At 42.8% G+C, this 25,865-nt stretch carries 25 protein-coding genes; 21 read left to right on the forward strand and 4 right to left on the reverse strand.

From position 1 onward, the window contains the following. Window positions 1-10: 10 nt before the first annotated feature. Genes ADA55_RS09900 through ADA55_RS09915 form a run of 4 tightly spaced genes read left to right on the forward strand, consistent with a single transcriptional unit; the run spans window position 11 to window position 2,238 of the window. Window positions 11-580 (forward strand): nicotinate-nucleotide adenylyltransferase, encoded by a 570-nt coding sequence (locus ADA55_RS09900; protein ID WP_048682820.1) that lies wholly within the window; start codon window positions 11-13, stop codon window positions 578-580. Continuing rightward, entirely contained in the window at window positions 570-1,142 is a 573-nt protein-coding gene (yqeK, locus tag ADA55_RS09905) for a bis(5'-nucleosyl)-tetraphosphatase (symmetrical) YqeK (RefSeq protein WP_048682826.1), read from the forward strand. Before ADA55_RS09900 ends, yqeK begins: the two co-directional genes overlap by 11 nt. Then, window positions 1,142-1,498 (forward strand): ribosome silencing factor, encoded by a 357-nt coding sequence (gene rsfS / locus ADA55_RS09910; RefSeq protein ID WP_034308569.1) that lies wholly within the window; start codon window positions 1,142-1,144, stop codon window positions 1,496-1,498. Before yqeK ends, rsfS begins: the two co-directional genes overlap by 1 nt. Further along, complete coding sequence (locus tag ADA55_RS09915) at window positions 1,495-2,238, forward strand: class I SAM-dependent DNA methyltransferase (protein ID WP_048682831.1); 744 nt, start codon at window positions 1,495-1,497, stop codon at window positions 2,236-2,238. Before rsfS ends, ADA55_RS09915 begins: the two co-directional genes overlap by 4 nt. Window positions 2,239-2,335: 97 nt before the next feature. Here ADA55_RS09915 and comER read toward each other — a convergent pair whose 3' ends face one another. Further along, window positions 2,336-3,166, reverse strand: a complete 831-nt coding sequence (gene comER, locus ADA55_RS09920; protein WP_226990443.1) for a late competence protein ComER — start codon at window positions 3,164-3,166, stop codon at window positions 2,336-2,338. Between the two features lie 110 nt (window positions 3,167-3,276). On the opposite strand from comER, the gene ADA55_RS09925 reads away from it, so the two are divergent. From ADA55_RS09925 to ADA55_RS09935, 3 genes are all read left to right on the forward strand, one after another. After that, the gene (locus tag ADA55_RS09925) at window positions 3,277-3,912 is read left to right on the forward strand and encodes a helix-hairpin-helix domain-containing protein (protein WP_053087384.1); all 636 of its coding nucleotides are present in this window, start codon (window positions 3,277-3,279) and stop codon (window positions 3,910-3,912) included. A gap of 68 nt (window positions 3,913-3,980) precedes the next feature. Next, window positions 3,981-4,541: a ComE operon protein 2 gene (locus ADA55_RS09930; RefSeq protein ID WP_048682834.1), complete on the forward strand. Its 561-nt coding sequence runs from the start codon at window positions 3,981-3,983 to the stop codon at window positions 4,539-4,541. An 18-nt stretch (window positions 4,542-4,559) separates the two neighbouring features. After that, window positions 4,560-6,866: a DNA internalization-related competence protein ComEC/Rec2 gene (locus tag ADA55_RS09935; protein ID WP_048682837.1), complete on the forward strand. Its 2,307-nt coding sequence runs from the start codon at window positions 4,560-4,562 to the stop codon at window positions 6,864-6,866. Window positions 6,867-6,942: 76 nt separating this feature from the next. Here ADA55_RS09935 and ADA55_RS27955 read toward each other — a convergent pair whose 3' ends face one another. Further along, window positions 6,943-7,077 carry a YqzM family protein gene (locus ADA55_RS27955; protein ID WP_034308559.1) on the reverse strand — a complete coding sequence of 45 codons (135 nt, stop codon included), beginning with the start codon at window positions 7,075-7,077 and terminating at the stop codon, window positions 6,943-6,945. A gap of 339 nt (window positions 7,078-7,416) precedes the next feature. Between ADA55_RS27955 and holA the strand changes: the two genes are divergently transcribed. Beyond that, window positions 7,417-8,430, forward strand: a complete 1,014-nt coding sequence (gene holA, locus ADA55_RS09945) for a DNA polymerase III subunit delta (protein ID WP_048682840.1) — start codon at window positions 7,417-7,419, stop codon at window positions 8,428-8,430. Between the two features lie 90 nt (window positions 8,431-8,520). Here the strand turns inward: holA and rpsT are convergent, their stop codons facing one another. Continuing rightward, on the reverse strand, window positions 8,521-8,787 hold the full coding sequence (gene rpsT, locus ADA55_RS09950) for a 30S ribosomal protein S20 (protein WP_034308554.1): 267 nt from the start codon (window positions 8,785-8,787) through the stop codon (window positions 8,521-8,523). 274 nt (window positions 8,788-9,061) lie between these two features. Here rpsT and gpr point away from each other — a divergent pair, with 274 nt between their 5' ends. The 13 genes from gpr to deoC all read left to right on the forward strand — a co-directional run bounded on the left by gpr (window position 9,062) and on the right by deoC (window position 24,225). Further along, entirely contained in the window at window positions 9,062-10,180 is a 1,119-nt protein-coding gene (gene gpr / locus ADA55_RS09955; protein ID WP_048682845.1) for a GPR endopeptidase, read from the forward strand. 86 nt (window positions 10,181-10,266) lie between these two features. Then, window positions 10,267-11,466 (forward strand): stage II sporulation protein P, encoded by a 1,200-nt coding sequence (gene spoIIP / locus ADA55_RS09960; RefSeq protein WP_048682848.1) that lies wholly within the window; start codon window positions 10,267-10,269, stop codon window positions 11,464-11,466. A gap of 21 nt (window positions 11,467-11,487) precedes the next feature. Beyond that, on the forward strand, window positions 11,488-11,811 hold the full coding sequence (locus ADA55_RS09965) for a YqxA family protein (RefSeq protein ID WP_048682851.1): 324 nt from the start codon (window positions 11,488-11,490) through the stop codon (window positions 11,809-11,811). A 176-nt stretch (window positions 11,812-11,987) separates the two neighbouring features. Next, window positions 11,988-13,823, forward strand: coding sequence for a translation elongation factor 4 (gene lepA, locus ADA55_RS09970; RefSeq protein WP_034308543.1), 1,836 nt, complete (start codon window positions 11,988-11,990; stop codon window positions 13,821-13,823). Between the two features lie 89 nt (window positions 13,824-13,912). Continuing rightward, entirely contained in the window at window positions 13,913-15,064 is a 1,152-nt protein-coding gene (gene hemW, locus ADA55_RS09975; protein WP_048682853.1) for a radical SAM family heme chaperone HemW, read from the forward strand. Window positions 15,065-15,188: 124 nt separating this feature from the next. Continuing rightward, window positions 15,189-16,217: a heat-inducible transcriptional repressor HrcA gene (hrcA, locus tag ADA55_RS09980; protein WP_048682856.1), complete on the forward strand. Its 1,029-nt coding sequence runs from the start codon at window positions 15,189-15,191 to the stop codon at window positions 16,215-16,217. Window positions 16,218-16,316: 99 nt separating this feature from the next. Then, window positions 16,317-16,907, forward strand: a complete 591-nt coding sequence (gene grpE / locus ADA55_RS09985; RefSeq protein WP_048682859.1) for a nucleotide exchange factor GrpE — start codon at window positions 16,317-16,319, stop codon at window positions 16,905-16,907. Window positions 16,908-16,944: 37 nt separating this feature from the next. Further along, window positions 16,945-18,777, forward strand: a complete 1,833-nt coding sequence (dnaK, locus tag ADA55_RS09990; RefSeq protein ID WP_048682863.1) for a molecular chaperone DnaK — start codon at window positions 16,945-16,947, stop codon at window positions 18,775-18,777. 287 nt (window positions 18,778-19,064) lie between these two features. Next, a complete protein-coding gene (dnaJ, locus tag ADA55_RS09995; RefSeq protein ID WP_048682866.1) occupies window positions 19,065-20,180 on the forward strand; it encodes a molecular chaperone DnaJ in 1,116 nt (371 codons plus the stop codon). Window positions 20,181-20,217: 37 nt separating this feature from the next. Further along, window positions 20,218-21,159 (forward strand): 50S ribosomal protein L11 methyltransferase, encoded by a 942-nt coding sequence (prmA, locus tag ADA55_RS10000; protein WP_034308530.1) that lies wholly within the window; start codon window positions 20,218-20,220, stop codon window positions 21,157-21,159. A 138-nt stretch (window positions 21,160-21,297) separates the two neighbouring features. Continuing rightward, window positions 21,298-22,050: a 16S rRNA (uracil(1498)-N(3))-methyltransferase gene (locus ADA55_RS10005; protein WP_048682871.1), complete on the forward strand. Its 753-nt coding sequence runs from the start codon at window positions 21,298-21,300 to the stop codon at window positions 22,048-22,050. 6 nt (window positions 22,051-22,056) lie between these two features. After that, window positions 22,057-23,394, forward strand: coding sequence for a tRNA (N(6)-L-threonylcarbamoyladenosine(37)-C(2))-methylthiotransferase MtaB (gene mtaB / locus ADA55_RS10010; RefSeq protein ID WP_034308527.1), 1,338 nt, complete (start codon window positions 22,057-22,059; stop codon window positions 23,392-23,394). A gap of 159 nt (window positions 23,395-23,553) precedes the next feature. Beyond that, the gene (deoC, locus tag ADA55_RS10015) at window positions 23,554-24,225 is read left to right on the forward strand and encodes a deoxyribose-phosphate aldolase (protein WP_048682875.1); all 672 of its coding nucleotides are present in this window, start codon (window positions 23,554-23,556) and stop codon (window positions 24,223-24,225) included. A 532-nt stretch (window positions 24,226-24,757) separates the two neighbouring features. On the opposite strand, the gene ADA55_RS10025 is transcribed toward deoC, so the two are convergent. Next, window positions 24,758-25,690, reverse strand: coding sequence for a Na/Pi symporter (locus tag ADA55_RS10025; RefSeq protein ID WP_048682881.1), 933 nt, complete (start codon window positions 25,688-25,690; stop codon window positions 24,758-24,760). Window positions 25,691-25,865: the final 175 nt, after the last annotated feature.

A 25,865-nucleotide genomic window follows, 5' to 3' on the forward strand; every position in this document is an offset into this window, starting at 1 on the left:
GAACCTATCTATGAAAAAAATTGGAATTCTTGGCGGTACATTCAATCCTCCGCATATCGGGCATTTAATTATAGCCAACGAAGTGCTGGATGCCCTTGAGCTAGATGAAATCAGGTTCATGCCAAATCACGTTCCTCCACATAAGGAAAAATCGGAGGAAGTAACCGATATGGACAGGCTGGCCATGTTGGAAAACGCGATAGCCGGAAACCCATCTTTTTATATTGAGGGTATTGAAATAGAAAGAAAAGGCACATCTTATACGTATGACACGATAAAATTGCTTAAAGAACTTGAGCCAGCCAATGAGTTCTATTTCATAATTGGCGCAGATATGATTGAGTACTTACCGAATTGGCATCGTATCGACGAGCTGGTGCATATGGTCAATTTCGTCGGGGTGAAGCGCCCTGGATATAATGAGAATACCGTATACCCGATCACGATGGTGAAAGTCCCGCAGATGTTCATTTCGTCTTCCATGATACGTAGGAAGTTAAGAACAGGGAAAACCGTGAAATATTTAATAGCAGATCCAGTGGTGAAGTATATTAAAGGGAATGGTTTATATGAATCGTGAGAAAGCATTGGCGCTGGTCAAAGAACAAATCACCGAGCGCAGGTACATTCATACCTTGGGTGTGGTCGAGTCAGCGATTGAACTTGCTGAACGGTATGGTGCCGACGTCAAAAAAGCGGAACTTGCAGCCATTTTCCATGATTATGCAAAATTTCGTCCTAAAGAAGAAATGGAGCAAATAATCATCGCTGAAAAAATGGACCCGGCGTTACTTGAATACAATATGGAGCTGTGGCACGCTCCTGTCGGGGCTTATCTGGTGAATAAGGAAGCAGGCATTCAGGACGCTGAAATCTTGGATGCGATTGCCCATCACACGTCTGGCAGGGTTGGCATGAGTCTTTTGGATAAAGTCGTATACCTTGCTGATTATATCGAGCCGGGACGTTCTTTCCCCGGTGTCGACGAAGTCAGGCAGACAGCAAAGCAAAATTTGGATCATGCTGTCATCCAGGCTTTAAGGAATACAGTTGTTTTTTTAATGAAAAGAAATCAGGCAATTTACCCTGACACATTTAAGACATATAATGATTTGATCATGAATTTGAAGGAGAAGATGTAATGACTGAACGTGAACTTCTTGTAATTGCAGCAAAAGCGGCGGATGATAAAAGAGCGGAGGATATCGTGGCATTGAACATGCAAGGTATTTCCCTTGTAGCGGATTACTTTTTGATCTGCCACGGTAATTCTGAAAAACAAGTACAAGCAATAGCTCGTGAAATGAAGAGCAAAGCTGATGAATCAGGAATCAATGTAAAGCGTCTTGAAGGTTTTGACGAGGCAAAATGGGTGCTTGTGGATCTTGGCGATGTAGTGGCCCACATTTTCCATAAAGATGAAAGAAACTACTATAACCTTGAACGTCTATGGGGCGATGCACCTTTTGAAGATCTAGAGAGTGAACTGACTTCATGACTTACGAACGCTTTGCCTATGTATACGATGAATTGATGAAGGACGCACCTTATGAAAAATGGCTGATGATCCTTACGGCGAAGCTGGAACAGTATGGAATTGGTGGAAAGAAAGTTCTGGATTTAGCGTGTGGAACCGGGGAAATGACAGTAGAATTGGCGCAGCACGGATTCGAAGTCACCGGCGTGGATTTATCTGATGAAATGCTTCTTGTTGCTAATGAAAAAGCGGTTAAGCTTGGATTATCGATTCCGCTTTTCCAGCAGAATATGGCAGAACTCGAAGGACTTGGCCAATTTGATTGTGTCACGATTTTTTGTGATTCGCTGAACTACCTTCGCGACGAAGAGGATATAGTCAAGACGTTCAGCCGGGTTCATGAGCATTTGAAGGATGGCGGATTATTCATGTTTGATATCCATTCCCTTTATAAAATGGAAGAAATCTTTCGTGATCATACGTTTGCTGTCAATGGTGAAGAAGTATCCTATATATGGGATTGCTTCCCGGGTGAAGAACCCTACAGCGTGGAACATGATTTAAGTTTTTTCGTAAGGGATGATGAAAGCGGTCTTTACGACCGTTTTGATGAGTTGCATTATCAACGGACCTATCCGGTTGAACAATATAAAAAGTGGTTGGAGCAAGCAGGTTTCACGGTTTCTGAAATTCTGGCGGATCTAGAAGAAGCACCGCTCGTAACGGAAACCGAAAGAATCTTGTTTGTAGCCAGTAAATGATAAAGAGGTCAAGATCCCCGTTCGTACAAGTACGAGTGGAGGTCTGACCTCTTCTTTTTTTTACTTTTAGAAGGAATTGAGATCTTGATTACGAATATTAATAAGGATGGCCGAACTGTTTTTCAACTTCGTGAAGATCCTCTGCAAACTTTTCATGTGTCGCTTGAAAAAGATGGTGGAACATTTCCCCGGTTTCAGCTTCTAAAACCTTGATCCCCTCACCTGTTATTCCACCTTTTACACAAACCTTTTCCTGTAAGGTCGGCAATGTATAAACCCCTTTACCGAGCAATTCCCCTAAGCCAACCAGCATATTCTCAGTCAAAGTCGTAGCCGTTTCTTTATCTATCTTCGTCGTTTGGCAAGCCGCGTCAATGAAAGCTTGAGCTAAATAGCTGAAGAAGGCAGGGCCGCAGCTGACAATATCGGAAGCTACCCGGGTGATATCATTCTCAATGATGACCGGTGCCGATATGGCGGAGGCCAAATCGAATAAAGCTGACACTTTCTCCTTACTGCAGCTCTCGCTGAAACTCAGTAACGATACGCCTGAACCCACACGGTTCGTTATGCTCGGGATAAAACGGGCACAGGGTGCATTCACTGCCGATTCGAGCTGGGAGACGGAAACCGGGCTTGTGATGGAAATAACCAGCTGATCCCTTTTTATATGCTGTTTGATGCCTTGTAATAGGCTGTTAATTTGCAATGGTTTTACACAGAGAAAGATAAAGTCCGCTTGTTCGACGATTTCGGCTGCGCTTTCCGCAACCTTGATACCCGGGTGTTTCTCTTTCAGCACCAATGCTTTGGAAAGTGTGCGATTTGTAATGATTAGATCTGCCGGATTCAATATTTTTGCCTCCAGCCATGCCTCGATTAAAATGGTACCCATATTTCCGGTTCCGATAACACCGATTTTCTTCAATTCCGATCAACTCCTCTCACTTAAAGCGATTGATTCTCCTAAAAACACTATGTATTTTTAATCTGTCCTATGACAATGTATCGTGCGAAATCCAATAAGGAGGTAAAGAAATGGAAGGGATTTCAAAAAGGAAAATGACGATGATTACCGTTGCCGTTGCATTTGTGGCAGGGGGCATTTACTTTTTTTCTCAACAAGGGGAGGATCCGGCAGATACGGAAGATATATTTTCCGTTACTGCAAAAGAAGCTGAAATGGAACAAAGTGTAAATGAATCGGCTGCCGAACCTGAGATCATTAAAGTGGACGTTAAAGGAGCGGTCAAGTCCCCGGGCATATTTACTGCACAGGCAGGTGACCGGGTGATTGATTTGATTTCGTCTGCGGGCAGTTTTACGGAAAAGGCTGACACGGATAAAGTGAATTTTGCCCAAATCATCGAAGATCAAATGGTCATTTATGTTCCGGAAATAGGTGAAGAAGACAAAGGGGACTTGGAGAATATACAAGTCGGGACGTCTGGTGGTGCCGTCACTAAGGGTACGTCAGGAGGGCTGGTGAACTTGAATACTGCTACACAGGAAGATTTGCAAACCTTGACGGGAATTGGACCATCCAAAGCGAATGCGATCCTGGAATACAGGGAGACGGCAGGGAAATTCAAGGAGGTCGATGAATTGAAGCAGGTTACGGGAATCGGCGATAAAACGTTTGAAAGGTTACGGGATTCCATTTCGGTGAAATGAATGCTACACAAATGGACAGGAAGAGGGTAAAATTGAAGAAAATCATTCTAGTGGTAAGGGGATACAACATGAACAGAATTAGTTGGGATCAATATTTCATGGCACAAAGCCATTTATTAGCTTTAAGAAGCACATGTACACGCCTCACTGTAGGGGCGACCATCGTCAGGGACAACCGAATCATTGCCGGGGGATATAATGGGTCCATTGCGGGAGGGACGCATTGTATTGATGACGGCTGTTATGTAATTGATAATCATTGTGTCAGAACGATACATGCAGAAATGAATGCACTTTTACAATGTGCGAAATTTGGGGTGCCGACTGATGAGGCGGAAATATATGTGACGCATTTTCCGTGTCTTCAGTGCTGTAAATCACTCATCCAAGCTGGCATAAAGGCCGTTTATTATGCCGAGGATTACAAAAATCATCCATATGCCCTCGAATTATTCAAACAGGCGGGTGTCAAGACCGAGAAGGTTGAAGCAAAAGGCGCCATCGATGTTAATGGAAAACAAAAAAAGGACTTTGTATTCTCATTGCTAGCTCAACTTGAACAAAACGGTCTGGGAAAAGAAGATTTATTGGAACTGGAAAAGCAGGCCAATCAGATATTCGAAAATTAAATAGGACGGGGGGCAGGCATGGCCAGACATCTTATCTTACTGGCCGTTTCAGCCACATTTGGTGTTACGGCCCATTCTCTTTTAAATGTAAGGCTGCTGATCATTATCCTAATTTTTCTCTGTTTCCTTTATTTTTCGGTGGGCTTAAGTGTGAAGGCCCTTAGTTTTCATTTGGTGATCATGGGGATATTTTTAGGGGCCGCCTCCTTCTCCGATCACCGAAACAAAACTGCCTATCATGGAACGGAAAGCCAATTTATCATCACATTTACCGATCAACCGAATATAGATGGAAATTCATTAAAAGGGTTCATTGGCAGTGAGAAAGGCGAACGGCTAGTGCTTCGTTATAAAATCACGACCGAATTGGAACAGGAAAAGCTGAGTCAGTTTCTTCGAATCGGTTTATCTTGTCCGGCTGAAGGGACATTGCAAATTCCCGAGAAAAACAGGAATGAAAACAGCTTCGATTACCAGCGTTATCTTTTCCGCCAAGACACCCATTGGATATTCAAAGCGGATTCCATTTCATTTCAAGAATGCAAAGAAGGTGGAAACTCGATTCTGGTTTCGATCCGTAATTTGCGCCTGAAGGGGATTGCATATATTAGAGAACACTTTCCTGAAGAGTCGAGCGGATTTGTCACAGCGCTCATATTCGGTGACCAGAGATATATAGATGAAGGGGACCTTACTAATTATCAGCGGTTGGGGTTGGTTCATTTACTGGCGATTTCCGGCCTTCATGTCAGTTTTTTAACGGGGGTGTTATTTTACATCGGCATCAGGGTTGGGATTACACGGGAAAGAATGATGATGGCCATCTTACTCTTCCTTCCGGTTTACATGTTACTTTCAGGTGCCAGTCCATCCGTAGTGAGATCCTGTTCAATGGCTATGCTTTTCTTTCTACTCCTGTTATTCAAGAAGCGGATTTCGGCGGGTGCCGCAATTGGATCGACTTATTTGGCACTTTTGTTTTTTCGGCCTAATATGCTCTATGATATAGGTTTTCAGCTTTCATTCGCGGTCACATTCTCCATTATCATGTCTTCAAGCATCTTCTTGCAATACCCGAAGAAATCGATGCAGCTGTTCATCCTCAGTTCCATCTGCCAACTGGCAGCCCTTCCGATTTTGCTTTTTCATTTTTTTGAAGTATCTTTACTTGGCGTGTTTCTGAACGTATTGTGTGTTCCGCTTTATTCCATCATATTGCTGCCATTTTCACTGATTTCCCTCCTCATTCATTTATTACTGCCTTCCTTTGGTCAACTTCTCATATCATTATTGAATTTCACTTTTGTACTCTGCAATAAAGCCGCAGATGCAGCATCGGAATTACCGCTCGCCTCCATACCGTTTGGAAAGCCGCCTTTCCTCATGATGTTCCTACTTGTTATTTCCCTTATAGGGTTATGCCTGACTTGGGAAGTATCCTTTGAAAAAAGTAAAATCTGGTGCGGAATGATAATCGTCCTTTTACTTTTGCAATTTAACTTACAAAGGTTCTCGCCTTTTGGTGAAGTGCAAATCATCGACGTTGGACAAGGTGACTCCATTTTAATTATCCTGCCTTTCAATCGCGGTAATTATTTGATTGATACGGGCGGGCATATTACATTTCCAATCGATACGTGGGCGATAAAGCGAAAAAAGTTCAACACGGCGGATGATATCATTATTCCATTATTGAAAAGTAAAGGAATCCACCAATTGGACAAACTGATTTTAACCCATCCGGATGCAGATCATATGGGAAGTGCAAAAGAGTTAATAGATAATTTTAAAGTTGCGGAGATCATCATTGGAGGCTGGAGTGAAGAGCAATACAGGGATATGGATTTTGTAACCGTGGCGAGAGAGAAAAAAGTGAAAATGACCGTCCTGAAAAGGGGGGACCAATGGGTGGCGGGCGGAGCGCGGTTTGCTGTGCTAAGTCCATTTGAGCAAGAAGAAAATAAGAATGATTCATCCATCGTTCTATTCACGGAGCTTGGGGGAGTGTCATGGTTATTGACCGGCGATATGGGAGAAGAAGGGGAAAGGGAACTTTTGAGAACATTTCCGCAGTTGCAGGCGGATATCTTGAAGGTCGGTCACCATGGCAGTAAAACTTCTTCTTCCGCGCCCTTCCTTGAACAGCTGCAGCCGAAAGCGGCGCTTATTTCAGTTGGAAAAGATAACCGCTACGGTCACCCTCATGGAGACGTAATTGGGAATCTGGAGGGGAATGGCATAAAGGTGTTCAGGACGGACGAGGATGGTTCTATTATTTACAAGTATTACAAAAGCAGTGGAACCTTTCGGAAGACTCTCCCATAGTATATAGAAAATCAAAAAGAAAGAGACTGCAGCAGCAGCCCCCATCAGGAAAAATAAGTGCATGTAATGACTGAAATCAGGATCCGACAGCTTTAATGACGACAGCTATGGTGAACATGGCAGCGAAAAATACAAAAGAACCGATGAATCCTATAGCGGAATCAGCGACGTCATCTGTCTTTGATTGAACATTCTTTTCGAATTCGTTCATTATTTACCCCTCCTATTTCTGCTAATAGTATAAAACATTACCAAAAAAAAATCTACAGGCTTCCTTCCTTCATTTCCTTTACTGACAAGAGTTGTCACAAATAGTTTCGGATTTTGAGGTCAAAATAAAAGTACAAACAAAGCAAGCGAAAACGAAAAGCTCATTTGTTCTACATGAATACTCTACCCGCTTTCAAGGGAGATTACCCGGGCCTTTCTTGAAAGTGTTCATATAGATCCGGAATTAGCCCTTTTAAGGGCTAGTTCCCTTTATAGCTTGTCAAATGGTCCATCCACCTATACCATTAGAGAAGAATACATAGTAAAGAGGCGGATTCTATTGGTATTAGACGTTTGGAAAAGTATAAAAAAAGGGCAATTCGCGCCAGTATACTTGTTATACGGGACGGAAGCCTATCTAATTAATGAAACGAAGCAGCTATTGATCGAGAATGTCCTTCACGAAGATGAGATGGATTTTAACTTTTCTCAATTTGATTTAGAAGAGACGCCTGTTGAAACTGCGCTTGAAGATGTCGAAACCCTCCCGTTTATCGGGGAAAGGCGCCTAGTCTTCATGCAAAACCCATTTTTTTTGACAGCTGAAAAAACGAAGTCAAGAGTTGAGCATAATGTGAAAAGACTGGAAGCGTACTTGGCTGACCCAGTTCCATATTCTATTGTCGTATTGACCGCACCTTATGAGAAACTGGATGAACGGAAGAAAATCACCAAGGAACTGAAGCGTAAGGCGGTTCTCGTTGAAGCGAAGAAGCTTGGTGATCATGAGTTAAAGGGGTGGGTGAAGGAGAGGGTCGAAGCTTCTTCAGTCCGAATAGATGAGCAGGCTACAGAGCTTTTACTTGAACTTGCAGGAACGAATCTGATGATGCTGACGAATGAACTGGATAAAATGGTGCTTTATACGGAAACTGAGAAGCACATTACAGTCGAGGTAGTGGAAAAGCTGGTCGCTAAATCCCTTGAACAGAATATCTTCACACTCGTTGATCATGTGTTACAGAGAAAAATGGAGAGTGCCATGACGATACTGCACGATCTTCTCAGGCAGAATGAAGAGCCGATCAAGATCTTGAGTGTCATGGCAGGTCAGGTCAGGCTCATGTATCAAGTGAAGGAGCTTTCCCGTCAGGGCTATAGCCAGCAAAAAATTGCGGGTCAACTAAAGGTGCACCCTTACAGGGTAAAGCTGGCACTTGAAAAGACGGGGAAATTCCAGGAACGCGAGTTGTTGAGCATCATGAACGACTTAGCGGAAGCGGATTATAAAATGAAGACCGGCCAAGCAGATAAGGCAATCACGCTTGAGCTGCTGCTTTTAAAAATTAGATGATAAAAAAGGTGGCAGATATCCTGTCACCTTTTTTTATGCAAAAAACGGCACAAAAAAAACGATCCGATTGGATCGTTTAATTTTTTGTCATTATGCGTTAAGAGCGTTAAGTCTTTTCGCTAAACGAGATTTTTTACGGGCTGCCGCATTTTTATGGATTAATCCTTTAGATGCAGCTTTGTCTAATTTCACAGCAGCTGTTAAAAGAGCTTCTTTAGCAGCTTCAACGTTTTCACCAGCTAATGCAACTTCAGCGTTTTTCACTGTAGTACGCATAGTTGATCTAACAGTAATGTTATGAACGCGTTTTTTGTCGTTGATTTTTACACGTTTAATAGCAGATTTAATGTTTGGCATTCCGTTCACCTCCTACAAAGAAATCGAGATTATATGAACTCGACTTTTCAAATCCATATCAAATAGCACAAGTGATATTCTATCAGACTGCTCATAAATATGCAATACTTCAGATTGAGAATCGAAAAGGAATTATAATTTCGGGAAAAAATTCATCTCGTCATCATTCATTGTACCAAAAAAATGAATAATAAAAAAGCAAAAACGACAGAATGTTTAAGAGAGACTAATGAAAATACTAGATTAGATACAATTCAAACATCAGGAGGCCGTTATGGAAAATAATTTGGACCTTAGTGAATACGGAATTCGAACAGATTTGGCGATTGAAGCAAAGGAGATTGCCCTTGAACATAAAGGTGTAGTAGAGGAAGTGGATGTTTCCCGCATCGAAGGGGTCATTATTAAGGAAAAAGAAGTGGATGATCTGAAGGTATCCTTAGTTGAGGTCACGGCTGAGGGAGAAAAAGAAATCGGTAAGAAACAGGGCAGTTATTTGACCATCGAAGTGCAGGGAATCCGCCAGCAGGACACGGATACGCAGCAACGGGTGGAAAAGGTGTTCGCCAACGAACTGGCTTACTTCTTGAAACGGAATAAAATCACAAAAGAAAGCAGTTGTTTGGTTGTCGGTCTAGGTAATTGGAATGTTACCCCCGATGCCTTGGGGCCTGCAGTCGTTGAGAACCTTGTGGTCACAAGACATTTGTTCGAATTGCAGCCAGAGTCCGTCAAGGAAGGCTATCGGCCGGTCAGTGCCATTTCCCCTGGGGTGATGGGGATTACCGGAATCGAGACAAGTGACATCATAAAAGGCGTCATCGAAAAAAGTAATCCTGATTTCCTTATCGTCGTTGACGCATTGGCTGCCCGTTCGATCGAACGGGTGAATTCTACGATTCAAATTACGGATACAGGCATCCATCCAGGGTCTGGTGTGGGAAATAAACGAAAAGAATTGAGCCAGGCTACGCTGGGAGTTCCTGTTATAGCAATTGGAATACCTACTGTCGTGGATGCCGTATCCATTGCCAGCGATACGATAGATTATATTTTGAAGCACTTTGGCAAGGAACTGAATGAAGGGGACAGGCCATCACGCTCGTTGGCACCAGCTGGTTTCAGTTTTGGGAAGCGCACAAAGCTGACCGAAGAGGATATGCCAGGTGAAAAGGAGCGCCAAACCTTCTTGGGAATGATAGGTGTCCTCCCTGATGAAGAGAAACGGAAATTGATTTATGAAGTACTGTCACCGCTTGGTCAAAATTTGATGGTTACACCGAAAGAAGTCGATGTTTTCATTGAGGATATGGCCAATTTGATAGCTAATGGTTTAAATGCAGCCTTGCATCATTCAATAAACCAAGATAATGCCGGCTATTACACCCGTTAAATCACTTTCAGTGCCCAAAAATGGTGTTCTACCCTTTCTAGCAAAGTCATAGGTATTAATAGACAAGCTATAGAGAGGGTGGAAGGATGAAAAGAAGAAATTCCCCAGGAATCATAACAGCCATTCACGGATCAACAATAATAAAAACTTTTCTAGGTATTCTCGCCTTGCTTCTTTTTGTTTTTTCAGTCAGTGGGGTCATGACTTCCCTAAGACCGGAGTATCGGATATCTTCTAACTCCGTACATACTGTAGCCAATCAATTCTCGGGAAAAATGCTGTTTTCGATGCTGGCCAACGAAAATCATTATCTTTTTAATGCCCTGCCGGAAGGTAACCAGGAATCGATCATCACGAATCAATTGATAAAAGTCTCGACCAACATTTCACTCGAGGACCCGCGAAGTTTACTGGGAAGGGAACTTCCTGGCTTTTCGATTTTTGATAATGAGATCCTCGTTGCTGGGGAAGGGACGAATTATACGAATATGCCGTATGAATCCTCACCGCCAGTAGATGTCCTGAATGAAGAAAGGGATGCATCCCTGCAAAACCTGGATGAGATTGAAGAACCGGATAAAGGAGTGACCAATCAGCCGAATCAAACGACCAATGGCCGGAAAGTGGTCGAGATATACCATAGCCATAACCGGGAGTCCTATCTTCCATATTTAAAAGGGGTGACCAATCCCGACCTAGCCTACCATTCTAAAATCAATATTACGAAACTTGGGGAACGGATGGTTGAAGATTTGGCTGATAAGGGGATCGGCTCCTCGCTCGATAAAACGGATATCATGGGAAATCTGAATAATAAAGGTTTGAATTATGCCAAATCTTATCAAGAATCACGAAAATCCGTCCAGACGGCATTGGCCACTAACAAAGATTTAGAATATCTGATTGATATCCACCGCGATTCAAAGCGGAAGAAACATACGACAATTACAATCAAAGGTAAAGAGTATGCCAAGATCGCCTTCGTGATCGGGGGGAATAACCCGAACTATGAAAAAAATGCGGCGCTTGCCAATAAAATTCATAAAGCTCTGGAAAAAAAATATCCCGGAATTTCACGAGGGGTTATGAAACAGGGCGGAGCGGGTCAAAATGGAGTATATAATCAGGATTTATCAGGCAATTCCATGCTACTTGAAATTGGCGGTGTTGATAATACTTTCGAGGAAATGTACATGACCGTTGATGCTTTTACCGAGGTTTTCAGTGAATTTTACTGGGATGCCAAAGCAGTGGATAACCCGACCGGGGATTCGGAAGCGCAGTAATTTGAAAGGAGTTCTTTTATCATGGTTCGATTTTGGTTGAAATGTACAGGGATTGTGCTCATATTGTTTTTAGGTGTTTTAATCGGGATGCAGCAAGCCAACGACGGGATGAAAAAAATGAAGGGGTATGAAGATCCCTCTTTGAATAGTGCATTCATCATTAACCAATCGGACCAAGGGGAGATGGAAGCGGATATCCTTGGCGAAAAAGTGACGAGTCATGATTTGGAGACGAAAAAAGAAAAGCTTGAAGAAATGAAAGCTTTCAACTTTTTCTCATCGATCGGCAAATCGCTTGGAGAGACCATATCAGGTGCCTTTCAGGCCCTTATTGATATGATTTAGGTAGGAAATAAGTTGATTGTGCCCTGCAAAAGGCTGCATCCGAATCCGGGGATGCAGCCTTTTTTTATGCTTTGTCCTGCAATGATGCTTCTTTTGTAACTATTCTGTTGAATCTTGCATTTTCTATTGATATAATAAAAAATAGTGTATTGTGTCGACTAGTGGGAGTGAACGTCATGAATAGAGAAGAAAAATTAAAAAGACAATCAAAAATTCGTAACTTTTCCATCATCGCTCATATCGATCATGGTAAATCTACATTGGCGGATCGTATCATTGAAAAAACGAACGCCATGACTCAGCGTGAAATGAAGAGTCAGCTGTTGGATTCCATGGATTTAGAGCGTGAGCGTGGAATTACGATTAAATTGAATGCGATTCAATTGAAATATAACGCGAAAGATGGAGAAGAATACATCTTCCATCTTATTGATACACCGGGACATGTCGATTTTACGTATGAAGTGTCACGAAGCCTTGCAGCTTGTGAAGGCGCTGTCCTTGTTGTCGATGCGGCACAGGGAATAGAGGCCCAAACGCTTGCAAATGTGTATTTAGCTTTGGACAACAACCTTGAAATCATTCCGGTCATCAATAAAATTGATTTGCCGAGTGCAGATCCGGAACGGGTGCGCGGAGAAATCGAGGAAGTGATCGGATTGGATGCTTCCGATGCAGTTTTGGCTTCGGCTAAAGCGGGAATCGGAATCGAGGAGATTTTGGAACAGGTAGTTGAATTGGTTCCAGCTCCGCAAGGTGATCCGGATGCTCCTTTCAAGGCGCTTATTTTCGATTCACTGTTTGATGCGTACCGCGGTGTAGTTGCCTATATCCGTGTTGTTGAGGGGTCCATTAAAGTGGGCGACAAAATCAAAATGATGTCCACTGGCAAGGAATTCGATGTTACCGAATTGGGTGTTTTCAACCCTAAAACACAGCTTTTGGATGAACTGAACGTCGGTGATGTAGGTTTCCTTACGGCATCCATTAAAAACGTTGGTGATACGACTGTCGGTGATACGATCACGAGTGCCGTGAATAGTGCAACAGAACCATTGCCGGGTTACAGGAAGATGAATCCGATGGTATATTGCGGTCTATACCCAATTGACGCATCGAAATTCAATGATTTACGGGATGCATTGGAGAAATTGGAATTGAACGATTCAGCGCTGCAGTTCGAAGCGGAATCATCGCAAGCATTGGGCTTCGGTTTCCGTTGCGGATTCCTTGGGCTCCTTCATATGGAAATCATCCAGGAACGGATTGAACGTGAATTCAAAATCGATCTGATCACCACTGCACCGAGTGTTATTTATGATGTGGTGCAAACGGACGGAACGGTCCTGAAAGTGGATAACCCGTCCAATATGCCTGATGCTCAAAAGATCGAACGTGTCGAGGAGCCATATGTCAAAGCGACGATGATGGCACCGACGGAGTTTGTCGGGGCGATCATGGAAATCTGTCAAAATAAACGCGGGAACTTCATTGATATGGAATATATCGATGAGACTCGTGTGAGCATTCATTATGAAATTCCATTATCGGAAATCGTGTATGATTTCTTCGATCAATTGAAATCCAATACAAGAGGCTATGCTTCATTCGATTATGAGCTGATTGGCTACCAACCGTCCAAGCTTGTGAAGATGGATATCTTACTGAATGCTGAAACTGTCGATGCTTTAAGTTTCATCGTTCATAAGGACTTTGCTTATGAACGCGGTAAAGTCATTGTTGAAAAATTGAAGAAATTGATTCCAAGGCAACAATTCGAAGTGCCGATCCAAGCGGCGATCGGGCAAAAAATCATCGCCCGTTCTTCGATTAGTGCAATGCGCAAAAACGTATTGGCTAAATGTTACGGCGGCGATATTTCCCGTAAACGTAAGTTGCTCGAAAAACAGAAAGAAGGTAAAAAGCGGATGAAACAAGTAGGTTCAGTTGAAGTTCCGCAAGAAGCTTTCATGGCTGTTTTGAAAATGGATGATACGACACCAAAAAAATAAATAAAATAAACGATAGGTAGAAAAAAGAGGGTAGAGGAGATCTAGCCTCTTTTTCTATCGACTCATTCGATTAAAAGGTTGTGAACACAATGATCAAAAGCGCCTACCTCCATATACCATTTTGTGAACATATTTGTCACTATTGTGATTTCAATAAAGTATTTTTGCAGGGACAGCCGGTCGACGAATATTTACAGATGATGAAAAGGGAAATGGTGATGCAGCTTTCCAAATACCCGACTGCAGGTTTGGATACGGTTTTCGTCGGTGGAGGGACACCGACCTCGCTGGATGAAAAGCAGCTTGCATTCTTATGTGAAGCAATCAATGAAACCCTGCCCTTTGATCCCAAGAAGGCTGAATATACATTTGAAGCCAATCCCGGGGATCTTTCAAGGGAAAAACTCAAGATACTTTATGATTCAGGGGTCAATAGACTTAGCTTTGGAGTGCAAAGCTTCAATGATGAATTATTAAAACGAATTGGCCGGACCCACCGGGCTTCAGAAGTATATGAAACGATCCATTTGGCTCAAGAAGTTGGCTTTACGAATATAAGCATCGACTTGATTTATGGATTGCCGGGCCAAACGATGGAAGATTTCAAGGATACGCTGGATAAAGCGATCGCCCTTCAATTGCCGCACTACTCAAGCTACTCATTGATCGTTGAGCCGAAGACGGTTTTTTATAATCAGATGCGAAGAGGTAAATTAAACCTGCCGCCGCAGGAGCTCGAGGCTTCGATGTATGAGAGGCTGATGGAAGAGATGGAGAAGCATGGTCTGCATCAATATGAAATCAGTAATTTTGCCCGGGCTGGGTTTGAAAGCAGGCACAACCTGACATATTGGGATAATGTGGAGTATTATGGGATTGGTGCCGGTGCACATGGCTATACTGGAGGTAAAAGGGTGGCCAATCATGGGCCTGTGAAGAAATATATCACCCCATTGCTTTCGAACGAGCTGCCTGTGTTGGAAGAACACCCAGTACCGCTTCATGAACGGATGGAAGAGGAGATGTTTTTGGGTCTCCGGAAAACGCAAGGAGTTTCATTGGAAATCTTCAAGAATAAATTTTTTGTAGAAATGACGGATATTTTCAGGAAACCGCTCGAAGAAGGATCGGCAAAGGGTTTGCTTAAGGTGGAAGGCGGGTTCGTGCGCTTGACTGAGCGGGGCAAACTGCTAGGAAATGAAGTGTTCCAAACATTTTTAGGCGTTATTGATTCCGACTGAAGGAAATCCATGTTATTTTAACGATGAATTAGCGGTTTTCATTGTTGACATCATAAGCTGCATTTGATAATTTATTAGTATATTAGCACTCGATGAGACAGAGTGCTAACAGAGGTGATCATACATGCTAACTGATCGTCAATTATTGATTCTACAAGTGATAATCGAGGATTTCATCCATTCTGCCCAGCCAGTCGGGTCACGAAGCTTGTCGAAGAAAGATGAAATCACGTTCAGCTCTGCCACAATTCGCAACGAAATGTCTGACCTTGAAGAAATGGGGTTTTTAGAAAAAACCCATACTTCTTCCGGTAGGATCCCCTCTGAAAAAGGGTATAGATATTATGTGGATCATTTACTTTCTCCTCAAGCTCCGAAAAAGAATGAAGTGAAGATATTAAAATCCGTTTTTGTAGAACGAATTTATGAATTGGAAAAGATCGTTCAGAAGTCAGCGAAAATCCTTTCGGAACTGACGAATTATACGGCGATTGTACTCGGACCAAAAGTGAATGAGCATAAGCTGAAAAAAATCCAGATCATTCCCTTAAGTCCTGAAACGGCAATAGCCATCATTATTACGGATACAGGTCATGTGGAAAATCGAATGATTTCCTTACCGCCTTCTTTTGATATAAACGAAATCGAAAAGATGGTGAACATATTGAATTCCCGTTTGGTCGATGTTCCGCTAGTTGATCTAAAGGATAAGATCTATAAGGAAGTTGCCGTTCTATTGAGCCGCCACATTCATAACTATGGATCGATGGTCTCGGTCCTTGCGGAGACCCTGACGGACACAAAGCCCGAAAAAATATTTTTCGGCGGGAAAACGAATATGCTGAGGCAGCCGGAGTTCCATGATATTGCGAAAGTAAGCACGCTTTTATCGATGATTGAGCAGGAACAGGGATTTTATGAACTAATTACTCAAAATCCATCGGGCATCCACGTCAAGATCGGCCGTGAAAATCAAAACACAGTGCTCGATGACTGCAGTTTGATTACGGCAACCTACTCAATCGGGCAGGAGCAAGTTGGCACATTGGCCATATTGGGTCCAACGAGAATGGAATATTCGCGAGTGATCAGTTTGCTTTCGTTTTTCTCGAAAGATTTAACGGCCCTGATGACCAAACTGTATCAAAAATAGTAGCAAAGGTAATATTGTTAAGGTGGCGGAGGAGTGTATTCCGCGGCCTGGCATATTACTTTAGCATAAATTGTATAACCCTTTTAGGGAGGTGAGATTGTGACAGAAAATAAAAACGAAGAACAAATATTGGAAAATGAAACAATCGAGGAAAGCGCTGCAGAAGCAGTTTTCGCTGAAGAAGAAATTCCAGCGGAAGAAAACGATGGTCCGGTTGAAAAAGATGAACTTCAATTGGCTCATGAAAAAATTGCCGAACTTGAGGCGAAAATCGAAGAAATGGATAACCGTTATCTTCGTCTGCAGGCCGATTTTGATAATTCAAGACGCCGTGCCAAGCTTGATATGGAGGCGGCTCAAAAATATAGAGTTCAAAGTATTGCTAGTGATTTAGTGGAGGCTCTTGATAATTTTGAAAGAGCAACAAAAATCGAAGCGGAAAATGAACAGACGAAATCCTTGCTATCCGGCCTGGAAATGGTCTATAAAGCGATTACTGGTGCATTGGCTAAAGAAGGCATCGAACCGATCAGTTCGGTTGGCGAAGAGTTCGATCCGCGTTTGCATCAAGCGGTCATGCAAGTTCAAGATGAAAACTTCGGTTCGAACATCGTCGTCGAGGAATTCCAAAAAGGATACCTTCTTAAAGACCGTGTGATTCGACCTGCAATGGTAAAAGTGAACGAATAGGATTTTTACATATAAATAATTGGGAGGTAGTGAAACTATGAGCAAGATTATTGGTATTGACTTAGGTACAACAAACTCTTGTGTATCTGTACTTGAAGGCGGAGAACCAAAAGTAATCCCGAATCCGGAAGGAAACCGTACAACACCATCCGTAGTGGCATTCAAAAATGGAGAAAGGCAAGTAGGGGAAGTGGCAAAACGCCAAGCGATTACAAACCCTAACACGATCATTTCCATTAAACGCCATATGGGTACCAACCATAAAGAAGTAATTGAAGGAAAAGAATACTCACCTCAAGAAGTTTCTGCAATCATCCTTCAATACTTGAAATCATACGCTGAAGAGTATCTTGGCGAAAAAGTCACAAAAGCGGTTATCACTGTACCTGCTTACTTCAATGATGCAGAACGTCAAGCAACTAAGGATGCTGGTCAAATTGCCGGCCTTGAAGTGGAACGTATCATCAACGAACCGACAGCTGCAGCACTTGCATACGGTTTGGATAAAACGGAAGAAGATCAAACGATCCTTGTATTCGACCTTGGCGGCGGTACATTTGACGTGTCGATCATGGAACTTGGAGACGGCGTTTTCGAAGTTAAGTCCACAGCTGGCGACAATCGTCTAGGTGGGGATGATTTCGACCAAGTCATCATCGATTACCTGGTTGAAGCATTCAAGAAAGAAAACGGCATCGACCTTTCAAAAGATAAAATGGCGGTTCAACGTTTGAAAGATGCAGCTGAAAAAGCGAAAAAAGATCTTTCCGGCGTAACGTCAACTCAAATTTCTTTACCATTCATCACTGCTGGGGAAGCTGGACCGCTTCACTTGGATGTTACGATGACTAGAGCTAAATTCGATGAGCTTTCCACAGGTCTTGTGGAACGTACTATGGGACCGACTCGTCAAGCATTGAAAGATGCTGGTCTTTCAGCATCTGAAATCGACAAAGTAATCCTTGTTGGTGGGTCTACACGTATTCCTGCTGTCGTTGAAGCGATCAAAAAGGAAATCGGTCAAGAACCAAGCAAAGGTGTAAACCCTGATGAAGTGGTGGCTATGGGTGCTGCAATTCAAGGTGGCGTATTGACAGGTGATGTTAAAGACGTTGTCCTTCTTGATGTAACTCCACTTTCACTTGGAATTGAAACGATGGGCGGAGTATTCACGAAACTGATTGACCGTAATACTACGATTCCGACAAGTAAATCACAAGTATTCTCGACAGCGGCTGATAATCAAACGGCAGTTGATATCCATGTCCTTCAAGGTGAGCGTCCAATGTCAGCGGATAACAAAACTCTTGGTCGTTTCCAATTGAGTGACATTCCACCGGCACCGCGTGGAGTTCCGCAAGTTGAAGTGACATTCGATATCGATAAAAACGGTATCGTGAACGTTCGTGCGAAAGATCTTGGTACGAACAAAGAACAAGCAATCACCATCAAATCATCTTCTGGCCTTTCTGATGAAGAGATCGAACGCATGGTACGTGAAGCGGAAGAAAATGCCGATAGCGATAAACAACGTAAAGAAGAAGTTGAACTTCGTAACGAAGCAGATCAATTAGTTTTCCAAACGGAAAAAACGCTTAAAGATCTAGAAGGTAAAGTGGACGAAGCGGAAGTGACAAAAGCGAATGAAGCGAAGGGTGAACTGAAAGCTGCAATCGAGAAAAATGAGCTTGAAGAAATCCGCGTGAAAAAAGATGCACTTAACGAAATCGTTCAAGCTTTGACAATGAAGCTTTATGAAGAAGCGGCAAAAGCTCAGCAAGCTGGCGAAGCGGGTGCTGGCGAGTCTGCTCAAGACGATAATGTCGTTGATGCTGAATACACTGAAGTAAACGAAGAAGAGAAAAAATAAAAAGTGCCCCAATCGGGACACTGATATATCGGGCAGTATTCTGCTCCATTGTAAAAAAGTCAAAGTCAGGTTATCTTGACTTTGACTTTTTTTACAGTGAATGGAAACATTGTTGCAATCACTGATGGGGAATCGTGGGATTTTAGAGAAAAATGTGTGCAAATTGGGGCTGGCAATGCCATTTGCAAAAATGTGTTAAAGCCGTTTGTACTTTTCTAGTTGATTATTATCTTCGTTCAGTGATAATATTACCTTTATGTGAATCGAATCGGGAGTGGATTTTAGATATGAGTAAACGCGATTATTATGAGGTGTTAGGCCTTTCGAAAAGTGCTTCGAAGGATGAAATCAAAAAAGCGTATCGAAAGCTCTCCAAACAATATCACCCTGATATTAATAAAGCGGACGATGCTGCGGATAAATTCAAGGAAATCAAGGAAGCTTACGAAGTATTGAGTGACGAACAGAAAAAAGCCCATTATGACCAATTCGGACATACAGATCCCAATCAAGGCTTTGGCGGTCAGGACTTTGGCGGTTTCGGCGGTTTTGAAGATATTTTCAGTAGCTTCTTTGGTGGCGGCGGACGCAGGAGAGATCCTAATGCACCGCGTCAAGGAGCGGATTTACAGTATACGATGACGCTTTCGTTTGAAGAGGCTGCATTCGGAAAAGATACTGAGATCGAAATTCCGCGTGAAGAGGATTGCGGTACATGTAAAGGATCCGGTGCCAAACCAGGTACAAAGGTGGAAAACTGTTCACATTGTCAGGGAACCGGTCAATTGAATGTTGAACAAAACACAGCGTTCGGAAGGATTGTGAACCGGAGAGCATGTCACCATTGTCAAGGAACAGGAAAAATCATTCCTAATAAATGTTCAACATGCGGCGGCGACGGAAAAGTCCAAAAACGCAAAAAAATCCAAGTCAAGGTACCAGCAGGAATTGATGATGGCCAGCAGTTGCGTGTAACAGGCCAAGGCGAGCCTGGAATCAATGGCGGTCCCGCAGGAGACCTGTATGTAGTCTTCCATGTGCGCAGCCATGAATTCTTTGAACGGGATGGCGATGATATTTATTGTGAAATGCCGGTTACTTTTGCCCAGGCAGCATTAGGCGATGAAATAGAAGTTCCGACGCTGCATGGAAAAGTGAAGCTGAAGATTCCAGCAGGTACACAAACTAGCACTCGTTTCCGTTTAAAGGGCAAAGGAGTTCCGAATGTCAGAGGATATGGCCAAGGAGATCAGCATGTGGTCGTATTAGTGGTCACCCCTAAGAAATTAACGGAAAAACAAAAGGACCTGCTTCGTGAGTTCAGTGATATCAGCGGACAAGGTGTTGATGAACAAGAAGATGGCTTTTTCTCAAAAGTAAAGCGTGCTTTTAAAGATAGGTGAATAAAAGTAAAAAGAACAAATTGGGAGTTGGTAGATTATGAAGTGGTCTGAATTTGCAATCCAAACAACGAATGAAGCGGTTGAACCTGTTTCGAATATTCTTCATGAGGCAGGTGCGAGCGGTGTTGTCATTGAGGATCCTCTAGAATTAGTCAAGGAACGTGAAAATGTTTTTGGCGAAATCTACCACTTAAACCCCGATGATTATCCGGATGAAGGTGTAGTCATTAAGGCTTATCTGCCCGTTAACAGCTTCCTTGGCGATACCATTGATGCTATTAAGGAATCAATCAATAATCTCCTTCTTTTTGATATTGACCTTGGGAAAAATGTTGTTTCAATTAGTGAAGTGAATGAAGAAGAGTGGGCGACGGCTTGGAAAAAATATTATAACCCCGTCAAGATATCCGAACGTTTTACCATCGTGCCAACGTGGGAAGACTATACTCCGGTAAGCAGTGACGAATTGATCATTGAACTTGATCCAGGCATGGCCTTCGGAACGGGAACACACCCGACGACGGTCATGTGCATCCAAGCGCTGGAACGAACAGTAACGCCTGGGGATTTAGTCGTTGATGTAGGAACTGGTTCTGGTGTTCTAAGCATTGCAGCTGCATTATTGGATGCAAAACGAATCCAGTCACTTGATTTGGATGAAGTGGCAGTACAGTCAGCCAAGCAAAACGTTGAAATAAATAACGTGCAGGATAAAGTGTCCGTGTCACAAGGCAACTTACTGGATGGTGTAAATGAACAAGCGGATATCGTCGTGGCTAATATTCTTGCCGAAGTGATCATGCGTTTTACGGATGATGTAGCGAAAGTCGTTAAACCTGGCGGATATTTCATCGCTTCCGGAATCATTCAAACTAAGAAACAAGATGTGAAGGAAGCGATTATAGCATCTGGTTTCACCGTTGAGGAAACGATCTTGATGGAAGATTGGGTGGCAATAATCGCAAAAAGAAATGCTTAATTGGAAAAGTTACTCTGATTATCGGTTTTTTTGATAGTCAGAGTACCTTTTTTTAGCTTGAATCTTTGCACGGCTTGCATTCTGGATTCCTGACTGTTAGCCTGTGAGTTATTTAGACTAGACGAAGTAGGTGGCAGTGTGCAACGGTATTTTCTTAACGAAGCAGATATCAATGGAAACATGGTGACGATATCAGGTGATGATTTTCACCATATCGCCAGGGTGATGAGAATGGGACCAGGTGAGCGGATCATCACGGTGAAAGGTAATGGCATGACGGCTATCGCGGAAATTTCGGAAATTACTGATGATGCCGTACTAGGTACGGTAACCGAATGGAAGAATGAAGAAAAGGAACTTCCTGTAAGGGTAGTGATTGCGAGCGGTCTGCCTAAAGGGGATAAATTGGAATATATCGTTCAAAAGGGCACTGAACTGGGTGCCGTTGAATTTATCCCTTTTATTGCTGCTCGTTCGGTGGTAAAATGGGACCACAAAAAGGTAGGCAAGAAATTGGAGAGGCTCCAGAAGATTTCAAAAGAGGCGGCTGAGCAATCTCACCGCACGGTTATCCCTGCCATCAAGGAACCGATGACGGCAGATCAGCTAGCTGGGTATGCTTCCGGTTTCGATCATAAATTAATCGCTTTTGAAGAAGAGGCAAAACGGGGGGAAACTTCTGTACTCGCTTCTGTCTTGAAAGATATTACTGCTGGGCAATCCATCCTATTCGTTTTTGGGCCTGAAGGTGGTTTAGCAGATAAGGAAATTGAAAAACTGACTGATGCCGGTTTTATGGCTTGCGGTCTTGGACCAAGAATATTAAGAACTGAAACAGCACCTTTATATGCACTTTCCGCTGTTTCTTATCATGTAGAACTTTTGAGGTGATGAAAAATGGCAACGGTCGCTTTCCATACATTAGGCTGTAAAGTGAATCATTATGAAACAGAGGCTATATGGCAATTATTCAAAACTGGGGGATATGATCGTGTTGAGTTTGAAAATACATCAGATGTATATGTCATCAACACATGCACGGTGACAAACACTGGCGATAAGAAAAGCCGTCAGGTCATCCGTCGTGCCATTCGTAAGAATCCGAATGCCGTCATAGCGGTAACGGGATGTTACGCACAGACATCGCCGGCAGAAATCATGGCCATACCAGGTGTGGATATTGTTGTAGGAACACAAGACAGGGTTAAACTGCTTGATTACATTGAGCAATTCAAGGTTGAGCGTGAACCAATCAATGCCGTAGGAAATATCATGAAAAACCGTGTCTACGAAGAGTTGGATGTACCTGCTTTCACAGACCGTACACGCGCTTCACTGAAGATTCAGGAAGGCTGCAATAATTTCTGCACTTTCTGCATCATTCCTTGGGCACGTGGCTTGATGCGTTCCCGCGATCCAAAGGAAGTCGTTCACCAGGCTGAACAGCTTGTCGAGGCAGGCTATAAAGAGCTAGTCCTTACCGGAATTCATACGGGCGGCTACGGAGATGATTTGAAAGACTATAATTTGGCGATGCTGCTGCGGGACTTGGAAAAAGTCGATGGGCTGAAGCGTATCCGTATTTCATCCATTGAAGCCAGCCAAATTACAGATGAGATCATTGAAGTGCTGACGAATTCGAAAAAAGTGGTACGTCATTTGCATATACCAATCCAATCGGGTTCCGATACCGTTCTAAAACGGATGAGACGTAAATATACGATGGATTTCTTCGGTGATCGAATCGAAAAGCTGAAAATTGCACTTCCGGGTCTTGCTGTTACCTCTGATGTCATCGTAGGTTTCCCGGGTGAAACTGAAGAAGAATTCATGGAGACATATAACTTTATAGAAAAATATAAATTCTCCGAACTTCATGTTTTCCCTTATTCAAAACGGACAGGGACTCCAGCTGCCCGTATGGGAGATCAAGTGGATGAAGATATCAAAAATGAACGAGTCCACCGCCTTATTACGTTGTCGGATCAGTTGGCAAAAGAGTATGCCTCCCGATTCGAGGGGGAAGTTCTGGAAGTCATTCCTGAAACGAAGTTGGAAAATGGACTTTATGAGGGCTACTCAGATAATTACATGAAAGTCGTCTTCCCGGCATCGGAAGAAATGGTCGGTGAAATCGTCAAAGTTAAAATCACAAAATCTGGCTATCCATTTAGTGAAGGGCAGTTCGTGACGGTCGTGAAGGATTTTCCGTTACAACAAGCATCCAATATCTAAGACAGCGGTTAATCGCTGTCTTTTTTTATTATCCTTTTTTAGATGTGTTTTCTTGGCACTTTCGGGTAAAGACTATATATATCGTCAAACTGGTTAAACTATGGTATCATGAGAGGTACGTACAACTAGGTATAGATTGTTTTTGAGGAGGATTTATTAATGTCACAAAATGTAGCAGGTTTAATTGACCACACGTTATTAAAAGCAGATGCAACCAAAGAGCAAATAAAGGTATTATGCGAAGAAGCGAGAGAGTATAACTTTGCTTCCGTATGCGTAAACCCAACTTGGGTGAAATATGCAAGTGAACTTTTGGAAGGTTCAGAAGTGAAGGTTTGTACGGTTATCGGCTTCCCTCTAGGTGCAACCACACCGGAAACCAAAGCTTTTGAAACGAAAGATGCCATCGCCAATGGTGCTCACGAAGTCGATATGGTGATCAATATCGGCGCATTGAAGGACAAGGATGATGAGTTGGTAGAGCGGGATATTCGTGCTGTGGTAGCGGCATCCACTGGTAAGGCTCTTTCAAAAGTGATCATTGAAACTTCTTTATTGACCGATGAAGAAAAAGTCCGTGCATGTGAATTGGCCGTAAAAGCCGGAACGGATTATGTGAAAACATCAACTGGTTTTTCGACCGGCGGAGCGACAGTTGAAGATATCGCGCTTATGAGAAAAACGGTTGGCCCTAATATCGGTGTCAAAGCTTCAGGCGGGGTCCGCAACACGAGCGATGCCCAGAATGTGATTGAAGCTGGTGCAACAAGAATTGGAGCGAGTGCAGGTGTCTCCATCGTGAAGGGCTTAACAGCTGATTCCGATTATTGATATTGTAAGGACCGTATAATTCCCTAAAACAAAGCAGGCGGAGAACAATGAATTATTTTTTCTCCGCCTGTTTTTTATTGATTCCAAAAATAATTCAACTGGCAATTTTATTGGCTTATTTCTTCCATAAAAAAGAGGACCTGTATCATTTTTGGAACCCATACATTCAAAAATAAGTTTATTGTGGATTTAATAGATATTAGGAGGTATCAAACAGGGTGTAAACATGCTTATATTAAATTGGGTTTTCATTTTGAATGGTTTAATGCATGGTGAAATTTTACACTTCAATAACCGTTTTATTTATAATGGCAGTAACTGCTTTTTGTCTAACATCATTCTCTAATGAAAGTTTGCTGATTTTGATAGTAGCTGTTGTATTATTGAGTGGTTTGAGCTTATTGAACCATAAAACTAATGATAAAAAGATTAGCTGAAATCGTTTACCGCCCTTAATATCCATGCGTTTAGGTTATGTCTATCTTATTTATGGCTGTCCCATAGTCAGTTGCCAATGACTTTTGGACAGCTCTTATTTTTTTAAGTGTGGCCGATGCACCAAAAGAATGAGGTTGGAGAATCGCCGTGCGAATGGCAAGACGGCCAAAGAAGTCAAGATATTGAAAATGACACTGGCATGCGCGAGCTGTGTCCCTTTGTTTTCGGTGAAATAGGCAGCCGTACTTTCCAGGATGTCCACAAAAGGCAGGAATGCGGCAACCCCGATGATGTTCAGCCAAATATGTGCATAAGCTGTGAAGGCAGCTTGTCTGCCAGAACCGATGCTGGCCATGTATCCGGTGATGCAAGTGCCGATATTCGATCCGAGCATGATGATGATTGCCGAGGACACGGATAACTCCCCATTCATCAAAAAACTCATGGCTATCCCGATGGTTGCAGAACTGGAGTGAATGAGTGCCGTCAATAATAACCCGGCAATCAGGGCATAACTCATATGGCCCTCTATGTACTGGATAAGCGTTTGTATGGATGGATAGGCTGCAATAGGTGTCGAAAGCGTTTTAAAACCGCTCATCGCCGCGAAGATGGCCGAGATTCCGATCAGGGACATTCCTAGGCTTCTCGGCAATGCTTTTGGCATGAAGCAAAGGAAAGCGCCGCTTACGACACCGGGAATGATCCAGCGATCCAAAGAGAAAGTCATGAACTCTGCTGTAAAGGTGGATCCGATATTCGTTCCAAGAATAATCCCGATTGTTTGCGGGAATGTTAAGCTTCCTGCGGAAACAAGGCCGACCGTCATGACCATGACCGCCGAGCTGCTCTGCAGGATCCCGGTAAAGATGGTTCCGGCCAAGAAGCCTTTCCATGGCTTATCCGTAACCTTTGAGAGAAATGTTTTTAATGCTGCACCGGACATATTGAACAGTCCGATTCGTAAAACTGACATACCTGCCAGAAATATCGCAATGAATAAAATGAATAAAAATAGCTCATGCATGACTGTCACCTCATAGTAAGCTTATGGCCCATTAACGGGAGACATGCTATAAATTGGATTTTCATGCAAGTTGAATCATCGTTTGGTGAAAAATTATGATAATAACTTGATTATATTCAAAATAAGTTTGATTTTATTGGTTGACCTGCTAAAGATGATATATTATAATTGTTTA

The sequence above is a fragment of the Bacillus sp. 220_BSPC genome (assembly GCF_001054655.1).
Lineage (GTDB): Bacteria > Bacillota > Bacilli > Bacillales > DSM-1321 > Peribacillus > Peribacillus frigoritolerans.